Origin of the sequence: Streptomyces mutabilis (genome assembly GCF_014649815.1) — a bacterium.
Taxonomy (GTDB): Bacteria; Actinomycetota; Actinomycetes; order Streptomycetales; family Streptomycetaceae; genus Streptomyces; species Streptomyces mutabilis.
On the sequence record NZ_BMTT01000002.1, the window covers coordinates 778941 to 801898 of the forward strand.

The following is a 22958-nucleotide window of genomic DNA, read 5'->3' on the forward strand; positions in this document are numbered from 1 at the left end:
TGCTATAAAGGGAACAAAAGCCGCGAAATGCGCCGACACTTTGGCTGCATCTTGTCGGGCGCAAAGCAGGAATTGGGGGCTCCGCATCTTTCGATCGGAGGCGCGTTCCCCAACTCTACCGCGCTCAATCACATGGAATTGCCCCCTCCGCTTCTCTCACGGAGGGGGCAATGGGCACTACGAGGCGTATCAGCCGCCGGCGACCGCCGGGATGATGGAGACGCCCGCGCCGTCCGGCGTCGCGGTCTCCAGCCCCTGCTCGAAGCGGACGTCGTCGTCGTTGACGTAGACGTTGACGAAGCGGCGCAGCTTGCCCTGGTCGTCCAGGACGCGGGCGGCGATGCCGGTGTGGTTCTTCTCCAGGTCGGCGATGACCTCGCCGAGGTTCGCGCCGTCGGCGCTGACCTCGGCCCGCCCGCCGGTGTAGGTGCGCAGGATGGTCGGGATACGAACGGTCACGCTCATGCGAGGCCAGCCTCTCGGAAGGAGTCCAGGTTCGGTCGGATGGTGGCGGTGAGGCCGGTGCCGGCCACCGCGTCGAGGGTCTTGAGGCCGTCGCCGGTGTTGAGGACGACGGTCGTCTTCGACGGGTCGAGCAGGCCGCTGTCGACCAGCTTCTTCGTCACGCCCACCGTCACGCCGCCGGCGGTCTCCGCGAAGATGCCCTCCGTGCGGGCGAGCAGCTTGATGGCGTCGACGACCTGCTCGTCGGTCACGTCCTCCACCGCACCGCCGGTGCGGCGCGCGATGTCGAGGACGTACGGCCCGTCCGCCGGGTTGCCGATGGCCAGCGACTTGGCGATGGTGTCCGGCTTCTGCGGGCGTACGACGTCGTGCCCGGCCTTGTACGCGGTGGACACCGGCGAGCAGCCCTCGGCCTGAGCGCCGAAGATCTTGTACGGCTTGTCCTCGACGAGCCCGAGCTTGATCAGCTCCTGCAGCCCCTTGTCGATCTTCGTGAGCTGCGAGCCGGAGGCGATCGGGACGACGATCTGCTCGGGCAGCTCCCAGCCGAGCTGCTCGCAGATCTCGTACGCGAGGGTCTTGGAACCCTCCGCGTAGTACGGGCGCAGGTTGACGTTGACGAAGCCCCAGCCCTCGCCGGCCGGGTCGCCGATCAGTTCGGAGCAGAAGCGGTTGACGTCGTCGTAGTTGCCCTCGATGCCGACCAGCTCACCGCCGTAGACGGCGGCCATGACGACCTTGCCCTGCTCCAGGTCGTGCGGGATGAACACGCAGGAGCGGAAGCCGGCGCGGGCGGCGGCGGCGCCGACGGCACCGGCCAGGTTGCCGGTGGAGGAGCAGGAGAGGGTGGTGAAGCCGAAGGCGCGGGCGGCCTCCAGGGCCTGGGCGACGACACGGTCCTTGAAGGAGTGCGTCGGGTTGCCGGAGTCGTCCTTGACGAACAGCTTGCCGGCCTCGACGCCCAGCTCGCGGGCCAGGTTGTCGGCCTTGACCAGCTTGGTCCAGCCCGGGTTGATGTTCGGCTTGGTCGCCACGTCGGCGGGGACGGGCAGCAGCGGCGCGTAACGCCAGATGTTCGCGGGGCCCGCTTCGATCCGCTTCCGCAGCTCCTCGGTGTCGTACGCCGAGAAGTCGTAGGCGATCTCCAGCGGGCCGAAACACTCCTCGCAGGCGAAGACCGGACCGAGCGGCACGCGGTGGCCGCACTCGCGGCAGGAGAGCGCCGCGGCGGGACCGAGGTCGACCGGGGAAGCGGCGGAGGGGGTGGAAGCGGCGGTGTCGGTGGTGCTGTCGACAGTCTGCACAGCCATGTGAGGCGAGGCCCTTTCTCCTCATCTTCCTCACGACGCATCTCGCCGTGAGACGGATTTGGCACCTTCCCTAGCCGGGAGCCTCGCCACGTCCGTGTGACAAGAACCGACTGGAGGGTTGCCGGGGCTTCATCGGGCCGTATCCCTCTGCCCCTCTGGATGAGCGGTGTTCAGTTGTTGGTCACGCGGCGACCCCGGCATGCGATGGTCGCCCGCGTTGTTCAAGACTGTAACCGACGGCCATGACCGTTGAGACAGTCGTCCGAACCGCGAGATGGATCACAGAGGGAGCCACCGACCGTGCTGGAAGAAGTCGAGCGCTGGCTGGACGCACGCTCCTGGTCCGTGACGGACCGGCCCCTCCAGCAGCTCCTGGCCGCCAAGCACGCCACCGGCCAGTCGGTCAGCGTGGTGCTGCCCGCGCTCGACGAGGAGGCGACCGTCGGTGACATCGTCTCGGTGATCCGCCGGGAGCTGATGGAGCGGGTCCCGCTCGTCGACGAGCTGGTCGTGGTGGACTCCGGCTCGCGGGACCGTACGTCGGCGGTGGCCGCCGCGGCCGGCGCGCGGGTCGTGCACCGGGACGCGGTCCTGCCGCGCATCCCGGCGGTGCCCGGCAAGGGCGAGGTCCTGTGGCGCTCGCTGCTGGTCACCGGCGGCGACATCGTCTGCTTCGTCGACGCCGACCTGCGCGAGTTCCGCGCCGACTTCGTCTCCGGCATCGTGGGTCCGCTGCTCACCGACCCGGACGTGCACCTCGTCAAAGCCATGTACGACCGCCCGCTCGGCGCGGCACCCGGTCAGGGCGGCCGGGTCACCGAGCTGATGGCCCGCCCCCTGCTCAACATGCACTGGCCGCGGCTGGCCGGCTTCGTCCAGCCGCTCGGCGGCGAGTACGCGGCCCGCCGCTCGCTGCTCGAACAGCTGCCCTTCCCCGTCGGCTACGGCGTCGAGCTGGGGATGCTGGTCGACGCCCTGCACCTGGTGGGCCTGGACGCCCTCGCCCAGGTCGACGTCGGCGTCCGCAGGCACCGGCACCAGGACGGCCAGGCGCTGGGCCGCATGTCCGCCGCGATCTACCGCACCGCCCAGCTCCGGCTGGCCCGCGGCCACCTGGTCCGGCCCTGTCTCACCCAGTTCGAGCGGGGCGCCGACGGCTTCGAGCCGCGTACGTACTCCGTGGACACGGAGGAGCGGCCCCCGATGACGGGGATCGCCGAGTACGCGGCCCGCAGGGTGGCGTGAGCGAAGGGCTCAGCCGGTGACGCCGTCCGACCAGCGCCAGGAGCCGCCGGAGTCCGGCTCGCAGGTCAGGTACTCGCCGCCACGGCCGTGGGTGCTCAGTCCGCGGTGCTTCTTCGCGCAGAACTGGCCGTCGGCGTAGCAGTTGCCGGCGGGGCTGGTGAGCTCGCAGGCGCCGGTGCCGCCGCCGGTGCCGCCGGTGCCCGTGTCCCTCGTCCTCTCCGGAGCGGGGGAGGGGACCGGTTCCGGTGTGCGCAGCAGGCGACCGGCGCAGTCGCGGCCGTCGCGGGGGACGGTGAACGTCACTCCGTCGGGGCCGTCGGTCTGCTCGCAGACCTCATCGTCCAGGTCCCACGTGGAGGCCTGCCGCCCGGTGCCCTGCAGCCGGACGGTGTAGTCGACGTGGGCCGCCTTGGCCGCGAGCACGGCCCCTGCGACGTCCCGGCCGGTGTGGTCCGGCAGCGTGGCGGCGGCCGGCGACGGGGGCTCGGCCGCGGCCGGCGTGGAGGGCTCTATGGTGGCGGACGCCGCAGGGGTGGGGCTGCTCTGTGCGGCGGTGGCCGTCGCGGGCCGTTCGTCCGCCTCCCTACCGGTGCTTCCGTCGCCGCAGCCGGCCAGCGCCGACGCGGCGGCGGCCAGTGCCACGCAGGCCGCGAGTCCGCGCAGGCGTATAGGTACGGGCACGCGGCCCACCCCCCAGGAAGTTGAAATGCGCACCTCATATCCTCGGCCCGTTCACATCTCTCACACAAGCGGTGTGACCGAATCGCCGCCGAAGTGATCCCCGGGCACGTTTGAGGTTTTCGGGGCCGGGCTAGGTTGAGGCGTATGGCTTCAAGCTTCGGTGCTGCTCAGGTGCTGGTCGCCTCCAATCGGGGGCCCGTCTCTTACGAGGTGCGGGAGGACGGTTCGCTCGACGCGAAGCGCGGCGGTGGCGGGCTGGTCTCCGGACTGTCGGCCATCGGGCCGGACGCGGGGGCACTGTGGGTGTGCTCCGCGCTGAGCGACGGCGACCGCGAGGCGGTGCGGCGCGGGGTCGGCGAGGACGGCGTGCGAATGCTGGACGTGCCGGCCGACGTGCACGCGGACGCGTACAACGGGATCGCGAACTCGGTGCTGTGGTTCGTGCACCACATGCTGTACCAGACACCGCTGGAGCCGGTCTTCGACGCGGAGTTCCGGCTGAAGTGGGCCTCCTACGAGAAGTACAACCGGGCCTTCGCTGAGGCGCTGGCCGAGGAGGCCGCCGAGGGCGCGGTCGCGATCGTGCAGGACTACCACCTGACGCTGGTGCCGGGGATGCTGCGCGAACTGCGGCCCGACCTGCGCATCGGCCACTTCTCGCACACGCCGTGGGCGCCGGTCGACTACTTCCGGCTGCTCCCCGACGACATCGCCGAGCAGGTGCTGCGGGGGATGCTGGGCGCGGACCGGCTCGGGTTCCTCACCCGGCGCTGGGCGGACGCCTTCACCGCGTGCTGCGAGGCGCTGGTGGGCGGGGTCGGTGACACGCGGATCGGAGTGCACGGGCTGGGCGCGGACGCGGAGTTCCTGCGGAAGCGGTCGCACGAGGCCGACGTGGACGAGCGGATGGCCGCGCTGCGGGAGGAGATCGGTACGGCTCCCGACGGCGGGGCGCGCCGCACGATCGTGCGGGTGGACCGGACCGAGCTGTCCAAGAACATCGTGCGGGGACTGCTGGCCTACCGGGAGCTGCTGGCGGGGCGGCCGGAGTGGCGGGAGCGGGTCGTGCACGTCGCGTTCGCGTACCCGTCGCGGCAGGATCTCGCCGTGTACCGGGACTACACCGCCGAGGTGCGGCGGGTGGCCGAGTCGATCAACGCGGAGTTCGGTACGGCGGGGTGGACGCCGGTCGTGCTGCACGTGAAGGACGACTTCGCGCGGTCGCTGGCGGCGTACCGGCTGGCGGACGTGGCGCTGGTCAATCCCGTCCGGGACGGGATGAACCTCGTCGCGAAGGAGGTGCCGGTCGTCTCCGACGAGGGGTGTGTGCTGGTGCTGTCGCGGGAGGCGGGGGCGTACGAGGAGCTGGGTGAGGACTCGGTGGTGGTGAACCCGTACGACGTGTCCGGGACGGCGGAGGCCTTGCACGAGGCGTTGTCGGTGGGGGCCGGGGAGCGGGCGGAGCGGTCGAAGCGGTTGGCCGCGGCGGGGACGGCGTTGCCGCCGGCGCGGTGGTTCCTGGAGCAGTTGGAGGCGTTGAGGGGGTGAGCCCCGTTGCCGGGTGACCGGCAACGGGGGTGGGTGCGAGGCCCGGCGTCGCGGGGGCCGCCTGCGCCCACCCGTGCCGCCCCAGGCGGCGCGTGTGCCCGCGGCTGCGGGGGCGTGGGGTGCACGCATGCCCGCAGACTGCGGGACGGCGGTCTAGGCGAGGTGGGTGGCCAAGGCGCGCAGCAGGCGGACCACGCCCTCCGGGCCGTCCACCACCAGGTCGGCTCGTTCGCGGAGGTCCGGGACCTCGTCGCTGCCGCTGCAGACCAGGAGGCCGGGGGTGCCCTCGGTGCGGAGGGTGTCGACGGCGGTGAAGGCGGGGAGGTCGCCGAGGTCGTCGCCGGCGTAGAGGACGGACGCGGCGTCCAGTTCGCGGACGTACTTCCTCAGCGCGGCGCCCTTGTCCATGCCGGGTGGGCGCAGTTCCAGGACCATGCGGCCCGGTTCCACGATCAGGCCGTTGCGAGAGGCCAGGTCGGTCAGCGGGGCGCGCAGGGAGTCGAAGGCGGCCTGTGGGTCGGGGGCGCGGCGGGTGTGGACGGCGACCGCGTGGCCCTTCTCCTCGATCCAGGCGCCCTCCCCCGCGCCGGACCGCTCCAGCAGGCCCGGCAGCTCGGCGCGGACGGCGGCGACGCCGGGGTGCGGGTCGGGGGTGGTGAGGGTGCCGGTGGCGGCGTCCCAGCGTTCGGCGCCGTAGTGGCCGAGGACGACGAGGTGGTCGAGGCCGGGGACGTCCGCGAAGCCGCCGTGGTGGACGGCGACCTCGGCAGGACGGCCGGTGATCACCGCGATCGCGGCGACCTTCGGGGCGAGGGCCGCGAGCGCCGGTACGGCCTCCGGGTGGGCGCGGGCCCGGTCGGGGTCGGCGACGATCGGGGCCAGCGTGCCGTCGAAGTCGAGCGCGACCACCGCGCGGCCGGGGCCGGCGAGGAGGGCGTCGAGCCCTTCGCGTCCGGCCCCGGTCGCGGGGGTCGGCAGGTGGTCCGGGGAGTCGTCACGGGTGGAGTCCTGGTGGCTGCCCATACCGCGAACCTATCCCGCCGGGGCGGAAGGCAACCTCACCGCCGCCTCACCGCCGCCTCACCGCTCCGAACGACGCGACTCCCGCACCCGGCGCAGGCGGTTGACCGTCACCGGATCGGCGGCGAGAGCGCGCGGGTCGTCCAGGAGGGCGTTGAGGAGCTGGTAGTAGCGGACGGGGGCCAGGCCCAGCTCCTCGCGGACGGCTCGCTCCTTCGCGCCGGGGCCGGAGAAGCTCCGGCGCTCCAGCGCGAGGATGTCCAGCTCCCTCTGTCCCAGGTCCATGTACGGCACCGTAACGCCCGCCACCGACAGCGGCCCCTCCCCCGCTCGCCCGCTACTCGACGCTGCCCGCCCGCATCGCCGTGGCCTGGATCTGGCCGAGCACCTCTCTGGGGTTGCCGCCGGGGGCGACGGCCTGGCCGATGCGCTTCTTGATGTCCGCGCTGACCGAGGCCCAGGAGGTCTTGCCGACCGGGTAGAGCTCGGAGAGCAGCAGCTCGTCCAGGAAGGGCTTGAGGTTCTCGTCCTCCTCGGCCGTGCTCATCACCTGGGAGGCGGAGGTGGTCACCGGCAGCAGGTCGTACAGGCGGGAGAAGGCGAGGACGTTCTCGTCGCTGTAGACGAAGTCCAGGAAGTCGCCGATCTCCTCCTGGTGGCCGTTCTTCTTGAAGGCGGTCATCCAGTCGGTGACACCGAGCGTGTTCTCGGAGGCACCGTCGATGCCGGGGGTCTGCACCATGCCGTACTTCACGCCCTTGTCGGAGGCCGTCTTCATCAGCGTGGGGTGGCCGTTGAGCATGCCGACGTCGCCGGCCGCGAAGGCGGCGAAGGCGTCGGCCCGGTTGAGCTTGCCGGGGGCGACCGGCCCGGTGAGGCCCTTGTCGACCAGTTCGTCCTTGAGCCAGGTGAAGGTGGTGACGTTCTGCGGCGAGTCGATGGCGTAGGTGCCGACGTCGTCGGTGTAGCCGCCCCCGCCGCTGAGCATCCACTGCATCGTCTCGGCCGGCGCCTCCTCGGGGCCCAGCGGCAGCGCGTACGGGTACTTCACGCCTTCCGCCTCCAGCGCCTCGGCGGCGTCGGCGAGGTCGTCCCAGCTCTTGGGCGGGGTGACGCCGGCCTTGGCGAAGAGGGTCTTGTTGTAGAACAGCACCCGCGTGGAGGCCGCGAAGGGCAGGCCGTACTGGACGCCGTTGACCCGGCCGGCGGTGGAGAGCTGGGAGACGAAGTTCGCCTGGACCGGGATGGAGAGCACGTCGTCGGCCCGGTAGAGCAGATCCTGGTCCGCGTAGTCCGAGTAGGCGCCGATCTGCGCCAGGTCGGGCGCCTTGCCGTCCTCGACCATCTCGCGGACCTTTCGGTCCACGTCGTTCCAGGAGTAAACGGTGACGTCTACGTTCACGTCGGGATTCTTGGCCTCATAGGCCGTGGCCAGTTCGTCCCAGTAGACCTGGGAGCTGTTGGCCTTGCTGTCGCCGTAGTCGGCGGCGACCAGCTTCAGCGTCACCTCGCCGGAGCCGCCGGTCAGACCGCAGCCGCCGAGGACCGCCGTCATGCCCAGTGCGGACGCCACCGCGATCGTTCCTGTCCTACGCCGCTGCACCCTGATTCCCCAACCCTGCCGACGAGACGCGTCGTGCACTGCTTGCCGCCGTCGTTCGCTCGTTCGCGCTTGTGCGCTTGTCCGTTTACCGGATCAAGGTCTACACCACGGCAGTGGACTAGACCTCTCCCGGGTCAACGGGCCACACTGTCCCCGTGAGACATGTCATCGCCCTCGACGTGGGCGGCACCGGGATGAAGGCCGCCCTGGCGGGGCCGGGCGGTGAGCTTCTGCACCAGGCACGCCGGGCCACCGGCCGCGACCGCGGGCCCGAGGCGGTCGTCGCGGGCATCCTGGACTTCGCGGCCGAGCTGCGCGCCCTGGGCGCCGACCGCTTCGGCGAGCCCGCCGTCGCGGCGGGTGTGGCCGTCCCCGGCATCATCGACCAGGAGCACGGCACCGCCGTCTACGCGGCCAACCTCGGCTGGCGCGACGTACCGCTGCGGGCGCTGCTCGGCGACCGGCTCGGCGGCATCCCGGTCGCCCTCGGGCACGATGTGCGCACCGGCGGGCTCGCCGAGGGCCGGATCGGGGCCGGGCGGGGCGCCGACCGGTTCCTCTTCGTCCCGCTGGGCACCGGCATCGCGGGCGCCATCGGCGTCGAGGGCCGGGTCGAGTCGGGCGCCCACGGGTTCGCGGGCGAGATCGGCCACGTCGTCGTGCGCCCCGGCGGCATCCCGTGCCCGTGCGGGCAGCGCGGCTGCCTGGAGCGGTTCGCGTCGGCGTCGGCGGTCAGCCAGGCATGGGCCGAGGCGTGCGGCGACCCGGCCGCGGACGCCGCCGACTGCGCCGAGGCCGTCGAGTCGGGGGACGCGCGGGCACTGGCCGTGTGGCAGGACGCCGTGGACGCGCTCGCCGACGGGCTGGTCACCGCGCTCACTCTGCTGGACCCGCGCGTCCTGATCATCGGTGGCGGCCTGGCCGAGGCCGGGGAAACCTTGTTCTCACCGCTGCGGGACGCCGTCCGGCGGCGCGTCACCTTCCAGAAGCTGCCGGAAATCGTTCCCGCGGCGCTGGGGGACACCGCCGGCTGCCTGGGTGCCGGGCTCATGGCCTGGGACCTGCTCGGCACCGGCCCGCACGGTAGCGAAACGGTCGGTCCGGAACCGGTCGGTCCCGCCCCCACCGCGCCCGACCGGGCCGGCACCGACCCCGCTGGCGCCACCACCGGCGCCGCCGGCACCACTACTACGACCGCGACTTCCCCGGAGGTAACCACCTGATGGCCCCAAGCAAGGTTCTCGCCGGTGCCCGGGTGGTACTGCCCACCGGGACCGTGGACGACGGCCGCGTGATCGTCGACGGCACGCGGATCGCGGACACGGCGCCCCCCGGGGCGGACGTCGTCGACGTGTCGGGCCACTGGGTGGTCCCCGGCTTCGTCGACATCCACAACCACGGCGGCGGCGGCGCCTCCTTCACCGGCGGCACCGCCGAGGACGTCCTCCAGGGCGTCGAGACCCACCGCCGGCACGGCACCACCACGGTGGTCGCCTCCGCCGTCACCGGCGACCTGGACTTCCTCGCCCGGCAGGCCGGGATGCTCGCCGAGCTGGCCCAGCAGGGCGACATCGCCGGCGTCCACTTCGAGGGGCCGTTCATCTCCCCGTGCCGCAAGGGCGCCCACGACGAGCAGCTGCTGCGCGACCCGGACCCGGCCGAGGTCCGCAAGCTGGTCGACGCCACGCACGGCCACGCGAGGATGATGACGCTCGCCACCGAGCTGCCGGGCGGCCTGGACTCCGTACGGCTGCTCACGGAGCACGGCGTGATCGCGGCCGTCGGTCACACGGACGCGACGTACGAGCAGACCCTCCAGGCCATCGACGCGGGCGCGACCGTCGCCACGCACCTGTTCAACGCGATGCCGCCGCTCGGCCACCGCGCCCCGGGGCCGATCACGGCGCTCCTGGAGGACGAGCGGATCACCGTCGAGCTGATCAACGACGGCACGCACCTGCACCCGGCCGCGCTCCGGCTGGCCTTCCACCACGCGGGCGCCGCCCGGGTCGCCTTCATCACCGACGCGATGGACGCGGCCGGTTTCGGCGACGGGCGCTACCTGCTCGGCCCGATGGAGGTCGAGGTCGCGGACGGGGTGGCCCGGCTGGTGGAGGGCGGCTCGATCGCGGGCTCGACGCTCACCCTGGACCGCGCCTTCAAGCGGGCGGTGACGGTGGACGGCCTGCCCGTCGGGGACGTCGTCGCGGCGATCTCCGCCAACCCGGCGCGGCTGCTCGGCCTGGACGACCGGATCGGTTCCCTGGAGCCCGGCAAGGACGCCGACCTGGTGGTCCTGGACGACGCGTTCGACCTGGTGGGCGTCATGCGTCGGGGCGAATGGGTGGTCGCTCCGCAACTGGGCTGATCCGTCCCGGAGTCCTCCCGGGGCCGGTCCACGACGGCCGCTGCGGGGACTGGGCCGACCGGCGCGCTTTTGGCATGATCGTGTCGTGGAGCACAGCTCCATGGGCACACGCCAGCCGCAGACGATCGGGGGAGGTCGGCACGGTGATCCTCACCGTCACACTCAACACCGCGCTCGACATCACCTACCGCGTCCAGGGCCTGCGGCCCCACGCCTCCCACCGGGTGTCCGAGGTGACCGAGCGCCCCGGCGGCAAGGGCCTGAACGTGGCCCGGGTGCTGGCGGCCCTCGGACACGAGGTGACCGTCACCGGCTTCGCGGGCGGCGTCACCGGGGACGTCGTGCGCGCGGGGCTCACCGGCGTGCCCGGGGTGGCGGACGCGCTGGTGCCGGTCGCGGGGACGACGCGGCGCACCGTCGCCGTCGTGGACGAGCTCACCGGCGAGACCACCCAGCTGAACGAACCGGGCCCGGTGGTGGCACCCGCCGAGTGGAACGCCTTCCAGGAGGCGTACGAGGATCTCCTCGACGGCGCCTCGGCCGTCGCCCTGTGCGGGAGCCTGCCCCCGGGCGTCCCGGTGGGCGCGTACGCCGGGCTGGTGCGCGCCGCCCGGACGGCGGGCGTGCCGGTGCTGCTGGACACCAGCGGCGAGCCGCTGCGCCGGGGGGTCGCCGCCCGGCCCGATCTGATCAAGCCGAACGCCGACGAGCTGGCCGAGCTGACCGGCTCGCACGAGCCGCTGCGGGCCTCCCAGGCGGCCCGGCGCCGCGGCGCCCGCTCGGTGGTCGCCTCCCTGGGGGCCGCGGGGCTGCTCGCGGAGACCCCGGAGGGGCGCTGGCGCGCGGCCCCGCCCGCCCATGTCCACGGCAATCCGACCGGCGCCGGCGACTCGGCGGTCGCGGGGCTGCTCTCCGGCCTGGTGGAGCACCTGCCCTGGCCGGACCGGCTGGCCCGCGCGGTCGCCCTGTCGGCGGCGACGGTGCTGGCGCCGGTGGCGGGCGAGTTCGACCGGGAGGCGTACGAGGAACTGCTGGGCCGCGGGGTCGCGGTGACGGCGGAGGCGGGCGCGGCCTGAGGCGCCGGGGGCCGTGCCGCCCGCCGGGCGCGCCGTGGTCCCGGCTCACCGGGCCCGACCAGCCGGCCCTCGTTCCGGACCGGCCCTGTCCCTCGGCCCGGCGCCTAGTTTTTGACCTGGCCCTTCTTCAGGGAGAACTGGTCCAGCAGGACGTTGCACTTGTCGCCGTCCGCGCAGGACAGCGTGATCGTGTTGGTGCCCTTGTTCAGGGTGGGCCAGGCGTAGGTGGTGGTCCAGCCCTTGGCGAAGTCGCCGTCCTTGGCGCCGGTGAAGTTGCCCATGTTCAGCTTGCTGCCGAACTCCTTGCCGTTGACCGTCAGGGTCATCGACTGGTCCTCGCCGGCCGCGCTGTAGCCGGCGAAGAGGGTGTAGAGGCCGTCCTCGGGGATGCCGTCCACGGTCCAGGTGACCGAGGCGCCGGGCTGGTTGAGATTGGCCACGTAGACGCCGCCGTCCGACCGGGCGCCCTCGATCTCCGAGGCCGTGGCCACTCCGGGCGACAGCTTGAGCGACTTCGCGTCGGCCGCCGGGAGCTCGGCCTCCGGCTCGGCGCCGTCGCCGGCCGAGGGGCTGGGATCGGTGGACTGCGACTGGGTGGGAGCGGTGGTGCCACCGGCCTCGTCGCCGCCCTTGTCGTCCTCCGAGCTGCTGCTCGTCATGGCGACGGCGATACCGACGACCACCGCGGCGACGACCGCGACCGCGCCGATCAGCAGGCCCTTGGTGTTGGGCCCGCGGCGCCCGCCGCCGCCCGCACCGCGGCCCGGCTGCTGCGGGCCGTTCGGGGCGCCGCCGCCGGGGAGCGTCTCCGGCGCTGCGTAGTGCGCGCTGGGCTGCCCGTAGGCGCCCTGCTGCGGGGCGGCCTGGCCGTAGGGGGCGGTCGGGGCCGCCTGGCCCTGCGCCGCGCCGCCGTACTGCCGTGTGCCGACGGGACGCACCCGGTTGACGGAGTTGGGGTAGCCGTAGCCACCGGACGGCGGCTGGGCCCCGTTGGCCTGCCCGTCGGCGTAGAGGTAGCCGAAGGGGTCGTCGTCCTCGGGCGTGCTCGCGCCGTTGTTGCCGGGCGTCATCCCTTGGTCTCCTAACCAGATGCGGTGCGTGTGCGGTATGGGTGTGAGAGGGCGAGCCTACCCGCTCCCACTGACCCGAAAGGGTGACTCAGACCGCATCAGCGCTCTGACCTGGTGATCATCCAGCTCGGCGGTGCTGTTTGGGACGAGATCGTTTCTCGACGTACATCCGTTCGTCAGCTGACTTCAGCACCTCGTCCGCCGTCATGCCGCAGTGGGCCCAACCGATGCCGAAGCTGGCACCCACGCGGACGGCCCGCCCCTCGGCGCGGATCGGCTGGATGATCTCGTTTCGCAGGCGTACGGCGAGGTCCTGGGCGTCGGCCCGGCCGAGTCCGTTGGCGAGGATCACGAACTCGTCGCCGCCGAGCCGGGCGACCGTGTCGCCGTCGCGCACGCCCCCGCTGAGCCGGCGGGCGACCTCGATGAGCACGGCGTCGCCGGCGTTGTGCCCGAACCGGTCGTTGATCGACTTGAAGCCGTCCAGGTCGCAGAAGAGGACCGCGAGCCCCTTCGTGCCGTCGTCGCGGCCGTCCTCGGGGGCCACGGCGTGCACATGGTGGTCGTAGGCGCCGTACGGCTCGGCGGTCGCCACCCCGAAGTCGAAGGTGTGGCCGCCGGTGTCGAAGACGGCGGAGTCCCCGTAGGCGGCGTCCATCGCGTCCACCACGCCCGCGTGGGGCGACTGCGGGCGCCGGCACAGCCGGGCGGCGAGGCGGGAGCGCAGCTCGGCGCTGTTGGGCAGTCCGGTGAGGGAGTCGTGGGAGGCGCGGTGGGCGAGCTGGAGCTCGCGGCGCTTGCGTTCCTCTATGTCCTCGACGTGGGTGAGCAGGAAGCGCGGCCCGTCGGCGGCGTCGGCGACGACGCTGTTGCGCAGGGAGACCCATACGTACGTCCCGTCGCGGCGGCCCAGGCGCAACTCGGCCCGGCCGCCCTCGGCGGAGGTGCGCAGCAGGGTGCCGATGTCCTCGGGGTGCACGAGGTCGGAGAAGGCGTAGCGGCGCATCGCGGACGCGGGTCGGCCCAGGAGGCGGCAGAGGGCGTCGTTGGTGCGCAGGATGCGGCCGTGCTGGTCGCCGCCCATCTCGGCGATGGCCATGCCCGAGGGGGCGTACTCGAAGGCCTGGCGGAAGCTCTCCTCGCTGGCCCTGAGCGCCTGCTGGTCGCGCTCGAGGCGGACCAGGGCGCGCTGCATGTTGGAGCGGAGCCGGGCGTTGCTGATCGCGATGGCGGCCTGGAACGCGTACATCTGCAGAGCCTCGCGGCCCCAGGCGCCGGGGCGGCGACCGTTGCGCGGCCGGTCCACGGAAAGGACGCCGATCAGCTCGCCGCTGTTGCCGCCGCCCTGCGGACCGGGGGCGTACATCGGGGCGAAGAGGCGGTCCGAGGGGTGCCACTCGTCCTCGAAGCGGGGCGCGGGCCCGTCGGTGTACCACTGCGGGACGTCGTCGTCGTCGAGGACCCAGCCCTCGGTGTGGGGTATGAAGATCAGGTCGCCCCACTGCTCGCCCATGTTCAGCCGCCGGTCCCAGGACTCGCGGGAGCCCGCCCGGCCGGTGATGAGGGCCTCGGCGGCCTGGTTGCCGGAGAAGGCGGCGACGACGAGGTCACCGTCGGGCCGGACCAGGTTGACGCACGCCAGTTCGTACCCGAGGGCCTGGACGACGCCGTCGGCGACGGCCTGCAGGGTGTCGGCCAGGCTGCGGGCCTTGTTCATGTCGGCCATGACCTGGTGCAGTTGCCGCAGGGACGCAAGACGGACGTAGGGCTCCGACTCGGTCTCCATGCTCGCCCTCCCCCCGAGACCTCGCAGCGAATCAAGGGTTGCCTCGGCGCCTTTGCTGATGGTGCCCTTCCGGTTCCCCGCCACTGAATCACAGCGCGCTGCCCACTCGGTACACAGGGTCAACAATTGCCACCTCCTGTGACTCAAGTCACAGTGAAAGGTGAACAATTGAGTGAAGTTTCTGCGTTTTTCCCGTGCGTTTACTGAAAGCAAATTTCGTAGGTATGCGCACGTCTCCTGTCGGCTCGTTCTGTGGTCCTAGGTCCCGGTTCGGCCCGGGGCCCGATGCGGGGCCGTCGCCCCGGCGATTAGCGTGATGACGTGCCGAACACTCCCTCCCTCACGTCCCCCGCGTCCCCCACGCTCCCGTTGCCGTCGCCCGCCGCCGGGCATGCTGAGGGGGTGAGCAACGAGGAGTTCCGCGCCGCCATGTCCCGGCTGGCCTCGGGCGTGGTCCTGGTGACCGCGCGTGAGGAGCCGCTGGACCCCGACGACCCGCAGGCGCCGAGCGGCGAGGACGTCGGGATGACGGCCACCGCCTTCATGTCGGTGTCCCTGGACCCGCCGCTGGTCCTGGTCAGCCTGCGCGAGGGCTCCCGCATGGACGACCTGCTGGACGAGCAGCCACTGTGGGCGGTCTCGGTGCTGTCCGAGAGCCAGCGGCACATCGCCGGCCGCTTCGCGATGAAGGGCCGCGTCAGCGACCGGCTCCTCTTCGCGGACATCCCCTACCTGCGGGGCGAGGCGACCGACGCGCCCCTGGTGGGCGGGGCGCTGGCCACCCTGGAGTGCCGCACCGAGCAGCGCGTGTCCGCCGGGGACCACACCCTGGTGATCGGCCGCGTGCTGACCGCCTCGCTGCCGAGCGCGGACGGAGGGCCACTGGCGTACTTCCGGGGACGGTACCGGCAGTTGGGGTGAGCGGTGATCGCTCGCCGGTCCCGGCGGCGCCCGCCTGGGGTGCGCGCATGACGACCGGCACAGGGCTCCGCCTCGAAGAGATCACTCCCGCGAACTTCGAGGCCGCCCTCGGCATCCGGGTGCGCCCCGACCAGGAATTCGCCGTCGAACCGGTGGTGAAGTCCCTCGCCGAGGCCTCTTTCCATCCCGGCGTCGCCTGGCCCCGCCTGATCCTCGACGGCGACCGTCCCGTCGGCTTCCTCATGGCCTTCTTCGACATCGACTGGTACGAGGACGGCAGCGTGCGGCGCTCCGGGCTGTGGTGGCTGAACATCACGGCCGGGGAGCAGGGCGGGGCTACGGGCGCTTCGCGGTGGAGTCGGTGGCCCAGGAGGTCCGTCGGCGCGGCGGCGAGGAGTGCTACGTGACGTGGCACCGGGGGTCGTCCGGTCCCGAGGGCTTCTACCTGGGGATGGGCTTCCGGCCCGACGGGGAGACCAGCGAGGGGGAGGTCGTGGGCGTGCTGAGGCTGGGGCGGTGACCGCCGAGGACTGGCTGGGCGCAGTCCGCGAACCAGCTAGTCCCAGTTCTTCGGGGAGCGTCCCCGCTTGGTCTCCGAGCGCTGCTTCTTCTCCCTCAGCCGGCGTTCGTTGATGCCGCGCGGTATGCGGGTGGGTCTGCGGGGCTTGGGCGGGGGCGCGGTGGCCTCGGCGAGCAGCGACGCGAGGCGTACGGCGGCGGCCTCGCGGTTGCGCCACTGGGAGCGGTGCTCGGAGGCACGGACGGTGACGACCCCGTCGGTCAGGCGCCCGGCCAGCCGCTCCAGCGCGCGCCGCTTCCACACCTCGGGCAGCGCCTCGGTGCGCGCCAGGTCGAAGCGGAGCTCCACGGCCGTGTCCGTGGTGTTGACGTGCTGCCCGCCCGGCCCCGAGGAGCGCGAGAAACGCCAGACGAGCTCGGCCTCGGGCAGGGAGACGGAGCCGCGGATGACATGGGGACCGGACATGCCGTCCATGTTCCCGTCCCCGTCCGGTCCACGTCACCCCATTATCCTCGGCCCCGGCCTCGGTAAAGAAAGTAAAGAGAGCTGGAACCTTGTGGACCCCCCTCGTCGTTCATGGGGGTAGCTGTAGCTTTCTTGCCGTACGTAAACGAGGGAAGGGACTCCCAACAATGGCTGTAAGCCTGTCCAAGGGTGGCAACGTCTCGCTCACCAAGGAGGCTCCGGGCCTGACCGAAGTCACCGTGGGCCTCGGCTGGGACGTCCGTACCACCACCGGCACCGACTTCGACCTCGACGCCTCCGCGATCGCGGTCAACACGCAGGGCAAGGTCTACTCCGACGCCCACTTCGTCTTCTTCAACAACAAGCAGACGCCGGACAACACCATCGTCCACACCGGTGACAACCGCACCGGTGAGGGCGCCGGCGACGACGAGGCGATCAACGTCAACCTCGCCGCCCTCCCGGCCGACATCGAGAAGATCGTGTTCCCGGTCTCGATCTACGACGCGGAGAACCGCTCGCAGAACTTCGGCCAGGTGCGCAACGCCTACATCCGCATCGTCAACCAGGCCGGCGGCGCCGAGATCGCCCGCTACGACCTGTCGGAGGACGCGGCCACCGAGACCGCCATGGTCTTCGGCGAGCTCTACCGCAACGGCGCCGAGTGGAAGTTCCGCGCCGTCGGCCAGGGCTACGCCTCGGGTCTCGTGGGCATCGCCCAGGACTTCGGCGTGAACGTCTGACGTTCGCTCGCGCGTTCCTACGAAGGCTCCCCGGACGTCCGGCCGGGGGGCCTTCGGCGTTCCGGGGGCGGGTTCGGCGTTCCGGCAGCGGCCTCGGCGTTCCGGCGGCGGCCTCAGGACAGCAGGCGCCGTTCTTTCGCCACCACATCCGCGCCCGCGCGGGGTGTCGACGCCCAGCTTGTGGTAGAAGCGGCGCAGATGCGTCTTCACCGTCGCCTCGCTGATGAACAGGGCGCGGGCGATCTCCCGGTTGCCGAGGCCGGTGACGGGCTGGGCCGGGATGTCGCGTTCACGGTCGGTGAGGGAGGGGCGCGGGCTGCGCATGTTGGCCATGACCCGGCCGGCCACCGGCCCGGACAGCGTCGTGCGGCGGCGGCGTGGATGACGGCGAAGAGCTTTTCGGGGCGCTCGGCCTTCAGCAGGTAGCCGGTCGCGCCGGCCTCGATGGCGCGGGTGATGTCGGCGTCGGTGTCGTACGTGGTCAGCACCAGGACGTGCGGGACGCGGCCGGAGCCGGTCGCGGGGGTGCTGGTGAGGCGGTGGGTGGCCTCCACGCCGTCGATGCCGGCGCCGAGCTGAAGGTCCATCAGCACCACGTCCGGCGCCAGCCGCGCCGCGAGGGCCAGGGCCTCCTGGCCGGTGCCCGCCTCGCCGACCACCTCGATGCCGGGGGCGCTGTCGAGCAGGGCGAGCAGTCCGGCCCGTACGACGGCGTGGTCGTCGCAGACCAGGATGCGGACGGGGGCGGGCACGCTGTCCGCCGGAGGGTTCATCGTGGGCCTCCTGGGGGTCGGCCGGAGCGGTCACCGAGGGGCCTGGTGCGGATCGGCCGAAGCGGTCACCGAGGAGCCTCGCGCGAAACGGCCGAAGCGCATTGGGGAACCCCCGTACGGAACGGCCGAAGCGGTCACCGAGGACCCTCCCGCGGTATCCGACGGGTCGGGGCGGGGCGCTTCCAGGGGTACGGCGGCGAACAGGGCGGTGCCCTCGCCCGGTGCCGACTCGACGGTCAGGGTGCCGCCCGGCTGACGCAGCCGGGCGCGCATCGCGGGCAGCCCGTGTCCGCGCGCCCCGACGGGGGCGTCGGACAGCGCCGCCGGTTCGAAGCCGTGTCCGTCGTCGGTGACGTCCAGGACGGCCTGGTCGTCGAAGAGGGTGAGGGGCAGGGCGGCCAGGGCCCGCGGGGCCGCTGAACCTGAAGGACATCCCCGGCACCCTGTTCCTGGGCGATGTCGTCCCGGTCACGTCCGGCAAGGCGCCGATCGCCGGCATCGGTGTGGCGGGCGCCCCGTCCGGCGCCCTGGACGAGAAGTACGCGCAGGCGGGCGCGGCGGCGCTGAACTGACGCCGTCCGGCGCCGAACTGACGCCCTCCCGGCAGGCGCGAGCCCGCCCGGTCGGCCCAACAGCCGGTCCCAACGGGCGTTTCACGTGAAACGCCCCATAGGATCACGACGTGCGCACCACCCGCCTGCTCGTAGCCGCCGCCACCGCCACCGCACTCGCGGCGTGCAGCGGCGGCGGCTCGGTCGACGGGGCTCCCGGTGGCTCAGGCGTGCGCGACCCGTACTTCCCCAAGGCGGGCAACGGCGGCTACGACATCGGTCACTACGACCTGACCCTGACCTACGACCCCGACGACGAGCACCTCACCGGGACGGCGGCGATCACCGCCCGCGCGACCCAGAACCTGTCCGCCTTCAACCTCGACCTCAAGGGCCTGGATGTCGAGGAGGTCACCGTCGAGGGCCGGGACGCCCGCTTCAACCGGGCCGGTCAGGAGCTGACCGTCCGCCCGGCCGACGAGCTGGAGGACGGGGAGACCTTCCGCGTGACCGTCCGCTATTCCGGCGAACCGGTGACGATCAAGGACCCGGACGACTCGAAGGAGGGCTGGCTGCCCACCGCCGACGGCGCGGTCGGGCTCGGCCAGCCCACCGGCTCGATGGCCTGGTTCCCCGGCAGCCACCACCCCTTCGACAAGGCGACGTACGACCTGAGGGTGACCGTGCCCAAGGGACTCGGTGCCGTCTCCAACGGCGAGTTGACGGGCGAAGTGACCCGCGGCGGCCGTACGACGTCCACCTGGCACGTCGCCGAGCCGATGGCGAGTCATGTCGTGACGGTCGCCGTCGGGGAGTGGCAGACCGACCGCTCCACCACCGACGACGGAGTGCCCGTGTACACGGCCGTCGACCCGCGGCAGGCCGGCGCGAGCCGCGAGGCACTGGGGCGGATCCCGGAGATCATGGGATGGGCCCGGGACAACTTCGGCCCGTACCCCTTCTCCTCGACCGGGGCGATCGTCGACCGGGTGGAGGACGCCGGCTATGCCCTGGAGACGCAGAACCGGCCTTACTTCCCCGGTGCCCCCGACACCGTCCTGCTCGTCCACGAGCTCGCGCACCAGTGGTACGGAAACTCCGTCAGCCCGAAGACGTGGCGCGACATGTGGCTCAACGAGGGATTCGCCACCTACGCCGAGTGGCTGTGGGAGGAGGACGAGGGCGGCGACACCGCCCAGGAGACCTTCGACGCGCTCTACGACGGCACCTACTACGGCGACGAGGACGCGAACGACTCGATCTGGGCGTTCCCGCCCGCTGAGCCGCCGGACGCGGAGCACATCTCGGCGAGCCCCGTCTACCAGCGCGGCGCGATGGTCCTGCACAAGATCCGCCAGACGGTCGGCGACGACGCCTTTCTGGACCTCCTGCGGGGCTGGGCCGCCGCGCACCGGCACGGCAACGCGGACACCGGGGACTTCACCGCGTACGTGGAGAAGTCGGCGCCGGACGAGGACTTCTCGGGGGTCTGGGAGGACTGGCTGTACGGGGACGGCAGGCCGGACCGGTCGTGAGACGGCCCGTCCCCGTCACCTCGCTGCCCCCGTCCCCTTCGCCTCGCTGCTCCCGTCCCCGTCGCCTCGCTGCCCCCGTCCCCTTCGCCTCGCTGCTCCCGTCCCCGTCGCCTCGCTGCTCCCGCCTTCGTCGCCCACCGACAGCACCGACTGCTTCGAGTCGCTGTGGACCATGAGAGCTGTGGACCGTGAGAGCCGCGAACCACGACAGCCACGGCCTGGTCGCCGCGCCTCGACCGCCGCAACCGACGCCGGAACCGGGGAGCGGCGACCGGCCGGGTCCGCGACCGTGACACCATCACCTGCGTGCTCGACATCGGCTACGCCCTCTCCACCCGCTTCCCGGACCCTCCGCAGACCGACTACCGTCGCGCGGACGTCCGTGCCCTGCGACACGATCTGTTCTGCGGCGACGTGTACCTCGCCGACACCGAGGCGGACCGGGAGCTGTCCACAGCCTGGGGATGGGTGCCGGTGCTCGACTTCGCCTGGGCCCTGTGCGACATCGTGGAGCGCGTCGACCGGGACCCGGCGGGCTCCCGCGCCGCCCGGCCGCAGCGGGCGGAGCTGGACTTCACCGAGTCCAGCGACCGCCTGCTCTTCGAACGCCGCTTCGGCTGGGTCGACATCGAGGCGGAGTGGATGCCGGCGGACGAGCCCCCGCTGTCCTTCTCGCACGCCGAACTGCGCCGGGAGGCCCGGGACTTCCTGCACGACCTGATCGCCGACCTCAGCGACATGCACGAGGACTTGGCGGACAACCCGGCGATCTGGACCCTCCAGGCCCGCTTTCCGCGCGTTCCCTGAACACCGCGCGCCCCCGGACACGGGTCCTCGCTACTCCGGTGCCAGCACCCGCATCCCCAGCTCCGCCGCCAGTACGGGGGCCAGGTCGAGGAGTTGGGCCGGGCTGATCACCGCGCCGGACAGCCGGTCCACGCCCCGGGCCAGCTCCAGCGGGGCGGCGCCGCGCAGGTCGACGTCCGTGAGGGTCGCCGCGCTGAAGTCCGTCTCCTTCAGGGCGCAGTCCACGAACGCGACCCGCTCCAGGCGGGCGCCCCCGAAGTCCGGCTCGACGAGGACGCAGCCCTCGAAGACCACGTCCTTGAGCCGGGACCGGCGCAGATTCAAGTAGTCGATCTTGCCGCCGCGGATCAGGACCCGTTCCAGCACGGCGCCGTGCAGCTGGGTACCGCCCAGGCGGGCGTCGTGCAGCTCGACGTCGCGCAGGGTCGCCTCGGCGAGATTCACCCCGACGCCCCGGACGCTATTGAGGACGGTGTCGAGCAGCCGGGCCCGGGGCAGGGACGCCTCGTCCAGCGCGCACCCCGTCAGCGCGCAGTCCATGAAGCGGGCGCCCACGCCGTCCTGGCCCGTGAGGTCCGTCTCCCGGAACTCCAGCCCGTCGTAGTCCCCGTCCGGCTCCAGCCCATTGCCGTCGTACGGCTCCAGTGGCGGCAGCCGCAGCTCGGGGCGGCGCGCCTCCCGCACCGATGCCGTACCCGGCGCCGAACCCGCACCGCCGCCGCCCGCCGCTCTCCTCGCCATGCCCTCCATGCTGCACCCCGCCACTGACAACCCGCGCCGACCTGCGCGAACCGCCTCCTTGCGGCCTCATGCCACATCCGGCGGCCGGACTGACCGCGGCCATCACCGCCGCCGAGGCGGGCGCCAAGGTCACCGTGCACGAGGCCCACCACACGCTCGGCGGACGGGCTCGGACGGCCGCCGGTGGGATGCGATACGCCCCGATGCATGGTCTTCTGGCCAGATGAACGCCCGGACAGGTGAGCCGGCCACGCCCGCGGACGCCGACCCCCGCCGCTGGTGGGGGCTGGTGGTGATCGCGCTGGCGCAGCTGATGGTCGTCCTGGACGCGACCATCGTGAACATCGCGCTGCCGTCGGCCCAGCGCGACCTGGGCATGTCCGACGGCAACCGGCAGTGGGTGATCACCGCCTACACCCTCGCCTTCGGCGGTCTGCTGCTGCTCGGCGGGCGGGTCGCCGACCTGGTGGGCCGCAAGCGCACCTTCGTCATCGGACTGATCGGTTTCGCCGCCGCCTCCGCGATCGGCGGCGCCGCCACCACACCGGCGATGCTCTTCGGCTCCCGCGCCCTCCAGGGCGTCTTCGCCGCCGTCCTGGCGCCGTCCGCGCTGTCCCTGCTGACGACGACCTTCACGGACCCGAAGGAACGCGGGAAGGCCTTCGGCATCTACGGCGCGCTGGCCGGCAGCGGCGCCGCGATCGGCTTCATCGTCGGCGGTGTGCTCACCGAGTACCTGAACTGGCGCTGGTGCCTGTACGTCAACGTCCCGGTCGCCGTCGCCGCCGTGGTCGGCGCCTTCGTGCTGCTGCACGACCGCCCCGGCCGCCCCGGCGCCCGCCTCGACGTGCCCGGCGTGCTGCTGGGCTGCGGCGGGCTCGTCGCCCTCGTCTACGGCTTCAGCGAGGCGCAGCCGCGCGGCTGGACCGATCCGCTGGTGCTGGCGCTGTTCGCCGCGGGCGTCGTCCTCCTCGCGGCCTTCGTGTGGTGGCAGACCCGGGCGCCGGTGCCGCTGCTGCCGCTGCACGTCATCCGCGACCGCAACCGCGCCGGGTGCTTCCTGACCATGATGCTGGCCGTCATCGGCATGTTCGGGCTGTTCCTGTTCATGACCTACTACCTCCAGGAGATCCTCGGGTACTCGCCCGTGAGGACCGGCCTGGCGTTCCTGCCGATGACCGCCTCGATCGTCGTCGGCTCCACCCAGATCTCGGCCCGGCTGCTGCGCCGCGTGGGCCCGCGCATGCTGATGGTCCCCGGCATGCTCCTCGCCTCCGGCGGCATGGTGATCCTCACCCAGCTGACCGTGGACTCGGCCTACGCCTCCCGGATCCTTCCGGCACTGATCCTTATGGGCCTCGGCATGGGCCTGACCTTCATGCCGGTCTTCTCCACCGCCACCGCCGGAGTGGCCCCGCAGGACTCCGGCGTGACCTCGGCGACGGTCAACACCTCGCAGCAGGTGGGCGGCTCCATCGGCACGGCGCTGCTCAACACGATCGCCACCAGCACCAGCACCTCCTGGATCGCCTCCCACCTCACCGACCCGACCCAGCGGGAGCAGGTCGTCCGGGAGGGCATCGTCCACGGTTACACAGTCGCCATCTGGCTGGCCGCCGGCATCATGCTGCTGGCGGGCCTGGTCGCGGGCCTGATGGTGACGGCGAAGGCCCCGAAGCACGGCGCCCCGGCCGACCGGCCGGTGCCGGAACCGGTGGCCTAGGTGTATT

21 protein-coding genes, 4 pseudogenes and 1 riboswitch are annotated in these 22958 nt (G+C 72.4%); of the genes and pseudogenes, 12 read left to right on the top strand and 13 right to left on the bottom strand.

Features of this window, described 5'->3' with window-relative positions; genetic code table 11:
- Window positions 1-189 precede the first annotated feature (189 nt).
- A complete protein-coding gene (locus tag IE142_RS07840) occupies window positions 190-465 on the bottom strand; it encodes a MoaD/ThiS family protein (RefSeq protein WP_019755636.1) in 276 nt (91 codons plus the stop codon).
- Window positions 462-1775 (bottom strand): threonine synthase, encoded by a 1314-nt coding sequence (gene thrC, locus IE142_RS07845; protein WP_043381779.1) that lies wholly within the window; start codon window positions 1773-1775, stop codon window positions 462-464. Before thrC ends, IE142_RS07840 begins: the two co-directional genes overlap by 4 nt.
- Before the next feature lie 18 nt (window positions 1776-1793).
- Window positions 1794-1941, bottom strand: a riboswitch (SAM riboswitch).
- Window positions 1942-2075: 134 nt separating this feature from the next.
- Here thrC and IE142_RS07850 point away from each other — a divergent pair.
- A complete protein-coding gene (locus tag IE142_RS07850; protein ID WP_191884983.1) occupies window positions 2076-3020 on the top strand; it encodes a glucosyl-3-phosphoglycerate synthase in 945 nt (314 codons plus the stop codon).
- 9 nt (window positions 3021-3029) lie between these two features.
- Here IE142_RS07850 and IE142_RS07855 read toward each other — a convergent pair whose 3' ends face one another.
- Complete coding sequence (locus IE142_RS07855) at window positions 3030-3701, bottom strand: hypothetical protein (protein ID WP_229830230.1); 672 nt, start codon at window positions 3699-3701, stop codon at window positions 3030-3032.
- Window positions 3702-3845: 144 nt separating this feature from the next.
- Between IE142_RS07855 and IE142_RS07860 the strand changes: the two genes are divergently transcribed.
- Entirely contained in the window at window positions 3846-5249 is a 1404-nt protein-coding gene (locus tag IE142_RS07860; RefSeq protein WP_191884984.1) for an alpha,alpha-trehalose-phosphate synthase (UDP-forming), read from the top strand.
- 153 nt (window positions 5250-5402) lie between these two features.
- Here the strand turns inward: IE142_RS07860 and otsB are convergent, their stop codons facing one another.
- Genes otsB through IE142_RS07875 form a run of 3 tightly spaced genes read right to left on the bottom strand, consistent with a single transcriptional unit; the run spans window position 5403 to window position 7872 of the window.
- Window positions 5403-6272, bottom strand: coding sequence for a trehalose-phosphatase (otsB, locus tag IE142_RS07865; RefSeq protein ID WP_191884985.1), 870 nt, complete (start codon window positions 6270-6272; stop codon window positions 5403-5405).
- Between the two features lie 57 nt (window positions 6273-6329).
- On the bottom strand, window positions 6330-6554 hold the full coding sequence (locus IE142_RS07870; RefSeq protein WP_043381791.1) for a DUF3263 domain-containing protein: 225 nt from the start codon (window positions 6552-6554) through the stop codon (window positions 6330-6332).
- A gap of 52 nt (window positions 6555-6606) precedes the next feature.
- Complete coding sequence (locus IE142_RS07875; RefSeq protein ID WP_191884986.1) at window positions 6607-7872, bottom strand: ABC transporter substrate-binding protein; 1266 nt, start codon at window positions 7870-7872, stop codon at window positions 6607-6609.
- A gap of 194 nt (window positions 7873-8066) precedes the next feature.
- Between IE142_RS07875 and IE142_RS07880 the strand changes: the two genes are divergently transcribed.
- The 3 genes from IE142_RS07880 (at window position 8067) to IE142_RS07890 (ending at window position 11316) form a co-directional block, all read left to right on the top strand.
- The gene (locus tag IE142_RS07880; RefSeq protein ID WP_191885073.1) at window positions 8067-9095 is read left to right on the top strand and encodes an ROK family protein; all 1029 of its coding nucleotides are present in this window, start codon (window positions 8067-8069) and stop codon (window positions 9093-9095) included.
- Complete coding sequence (nagA, locus tag IE142_RS07885; protein ID WP_191884987.1) at window positions 9095-10240, top strand: N-acetylglucosamine-6-phosphate deacetylase; 1146 nt, start codon at window positions 9095-9097, stop codon at window positions 10238-10240. The genes IE142_RS07880 and nagA overlap by 1 nt, the downstream gene beginning before the upstream one ends.
- 143 nt (window positions 10241-10383) lie before the next feature.
- Window positions 10384-11316: a 1-phosphofructokinase family hexose kinase gene (locus tag IE142_RS07890; RefSeq protein ID WP_191884988.1), complete on the top strand. Its 933-nt coding sequence runs from the start codon at window positions 10384-10386 to the stop codon at window positions 11314-11316.
- A gap of 104 nt (window positions 11317-11420) precedes the next feature.
- Here the strand turns inward: IE142_RS07890 and IE142_RS07895 are convergent, their stop codons facing one another.
- Both IE142_RS07895 and cdgB read right to left on the bottom strand, forming a co-directional pair.
- A complete protein-coding gene (locus IE142_RS07895; protein WP_191884989.1) occupies window positions 11421-12386 on the bottom strand; it encodes a carbohydrate-binding protein in 966 nt (321 codons plus the stop codon).
- Between the two features lie 118 nt (window positions 12387-12504).
- The gene (cdgB, locus tag IE142_RS07900) at window positions 12505-14172 is read right to left on the bottom strand and encodes a diguanylate cyclase CdgB (RefSeq protein ID WP_191884990.1); all 1668 of its coding nucleotides are present in this window, start codon (window positions 14170-14172) and stop codon (window positions 12505-12507) included.
- Between the two features lie 321 nt (window positions 14173-14493).
- Between cdgB and IE142_RS07905 the strand changes: the two genes are divergently transcribed.
- Together IE142_RS07905 and IE142_RS07910 are read left to right on the top strand one after the other, a co-directional pair.
- Window positions 14494-15093, top strand: a complete 600-nt coding sequence (locus IE142_RS07905; protein ID WP_071528893.1) for a flavin reductase family protein — start codon at window positions 14494-14496, stop codon at window positions 15091-15093.
- 47 nt (window positions 15094-15140) lie between these two features.
- Window positions 15141-15613 (top strand): annotated as a pseudogene (locus IE142_RS07910) (GNAT family N-acetyltransferase).
- 36 nt (window positions 15614-15649) lie between these two features.
- Here the strand turns inward: IE142_RS07910 and arfB are convergent.
- The 4 genes and pseudogenes from arfB to IE142_RS36405 all read right to left on the bottom strand — a co-directional run.
- Entirely contained in the window at window positions 15650-16087 is a 438-nt protein-coding gene (gene arfB, locus IE142_RS07915) for an alternative ribosome rescue aminoacyl-tRNA hydrolase ArfB (protein ID WP_043381813.1), read from the bottom strand.
- 32 nt (window positions 16088-16119) lie between these two features.
- Complete coding sequence (locus IE142_RS39405; protein WP_502266893.1) at window positions 16120-17145, bottom strand: LuxR C-terminal-related transcriptional regulator; 1026 nt, start codon at window positions 17143-17145, stop codon at window positions 16120-16122.
- Window positions 17028-17594: a response regulator gene (locus IE142_RS07925; protein ID WP_502266892.1), complete on the bottom strand. Its 567-nt coding sequence runs from the start codon at window positions 17592-17594 to the stop codon at window positions 17028-17030. Before IE142_RS07925 ends, IE142_RS39405 begins: the two co-directional genes overlap by 118 nt.
- 162 nt (window positions 17595-17756) lie before the next feature.
- Window positions 17757-18008, bottom strand: a pseudogene (locus tag IE142_RS36405) (ATP-binding protein); the annotation flags it as partial.
- A 5-nt stretch (window positions 18009-18013) separates the two neighbouring features.
- Here IE142_RS36405 and IE142_RS36410 point away from each other — a divergent pair.
- The 3 genes and pseudogenes from IE142_RS36410 to IE142_RS07935 form a co-directional block, all read left to right on the top strand.
- A pseudogene (locus tag IE142_RS36410) lies at window positions 18014-18166 on the top strand (heme-binding protein); the annotation flags it as partial.
- Between the two features lie 110 nt (window positions 18167-18276).
- Complete coding sequence (locus IE142_RS07930; RefSeq protein ID WP_191884991.1) at window positions 18277-19680, top strand: M1 family metallopeptidase; 1404 nt, start codon at window positions 18277-18279, stop codon at window positions 19678-19680.
- A 306-nt stretch (window positions 19681-19986) separates the two neighbouring features.
- Window positions 19987-20487 (top strand): hypothetical protein, encoded by a 501-nt coding sequence (locus IE142_RS07935; RefSeq protein WP_043383564.1) that lies wholly within the window; start codon window positions 19987-19989, stop codon window positions 20485-20487.
- A gap of 30 nt (window positions 20488-20517) precedes the next feature.
- Here the strand turns inward: IE142_RS07935 and IE142_RS37320 are convergent, their stop codons facing one another.
- A complete protein-coding gene (locus IE142_RS37320) occupies window positions 20518-21228 on the bottom strand; it encodes a pentapeptide repeat-containing protein (protein WP_191884992.1) in 711 nt (236 codons plus the stop codon).
- 68 nt (window positions 21229-21296) lie between these two features.
- On the opposite strand from IE142_RS37320, the pseudogene IE142_RS07945 reads away from it, so the two are divergent.
- Window positions 21297-21422, top strand: a pseudogene (locus tag IE142_RS07945) (NAD(P)-binding protein); the annotation flags it as partial.
- 29 nt (window positions 21423-21451) lie between these two features.
- Window positions 21452-22951 (top strand): MFS transporter, encoded by a 1500-nt coding sequence (locus tag IE142_RS07950; RefSeq protein ID WP_191884993.1) that lies wholly within the window; start codon window positions 21452-21454, stop codon window positions 22949-22951.
- The last annotated feature ends 7 nt before the right edge of the window (window positions 22952-22958 follow it).

Bases quoted from the DNA above. Each gene is read 5' to 3' on its own strand.
- IE142_RS07840 (WP_019755636.1), bottom strand. From the start codon at position 465: ATGAGCGTGACCGTTCGTATCCCGACCATCCTGCGCACCTACACCGGC.
- thrC (WP_043381779.1), bottom strand. From the start codon at position 1,775: ATGGCTGTGCAGACTGTCGACAGCACCACCGACACCGCCGCTTCCACC.
- IE142_RS07860 (WP_191884984.1), top strand. From the start codon at position 3,846: ATGGCTTCAAGCTTCGGTGCTGCTCAGGTGCTGGTCGCCTCCAATCGG.
- otsB (WP_191884985.1), bottom strand. From the start codon at position 6,272: ATGGGCAGCCACCAGGACTCCACCCGTGACGACTCCCCGGACCACCTG.
- IE142_RS07870 (WP_043381791.1), bottom strand. From the start codon at position 6,554: ATGGACCTGGGACAGAGGGAGCTGGACATCCTCGCGCTGGAGCGCCGG.
- IE142_RS07880 (WP_191885073.1), top strand. From the start codon at position 8,067: ATGAAGGCCGCCCTGGCGGGGCCGGGCGGTGAGCTTCTGCACCAGGCA.
- nagA (WP_191884987.1), top strand. From the start codon at position 9,095: ATGGCCCCAAGCAAGGTTCTCGCCGGTGCCCGGGTGGTACTGCCCACC.
- IE142_RS07895 (WP_191884989.1), bottom strand. From the start codon at position 12,386: ATGACGCCCGGCAACAACGGCGCGAGCACGCCCGAGGACGACGACCCC.
- cdgB (WP_191884990.1), bottom strand. From the start codon at position 14,172: ATGGAGACCGAGTCGGAGCCCTACGTCCGTCTTGCGTCCCTGCGGCAA.
- arfB (WP_043381813.1), bottom strand. From the start codon at position 16,087: ATGGACGGCATGTCCGGTCCCCATGTCATCCGCGGCTCCGTCTCCCTG.
- IE142_RS39405 (WP_502266893.1), bottom strand. From the start codon at position 17,145: ATGCGCAGCCCGCGCCCCTCCCTCACCGACCGTGAACGCGACATCCCG.
- IE142_RS07925 (WP_502266892.1), bottom strand. From the start codon at position 17,594: ATGAACCCTCCGGCGGACAGCGTGCCCGCCCCCGTCCGCATCCTGGTC.
- IE142_RS37320 (WP_191884992.1), bottom strand. From the start codon at position 21,228: ATGGCGAGGAGAGCGGCGGGCGGCGGCGGTGCGGGTTCGGCGCCGGGT.
- IE142_RS07950 (WP_191884993.1), top strand. From the start codon at position 21,452: ATGAACGCCCGGACAGGTGAGCCGGCCACGCCCGCGGACGCCGACCCC.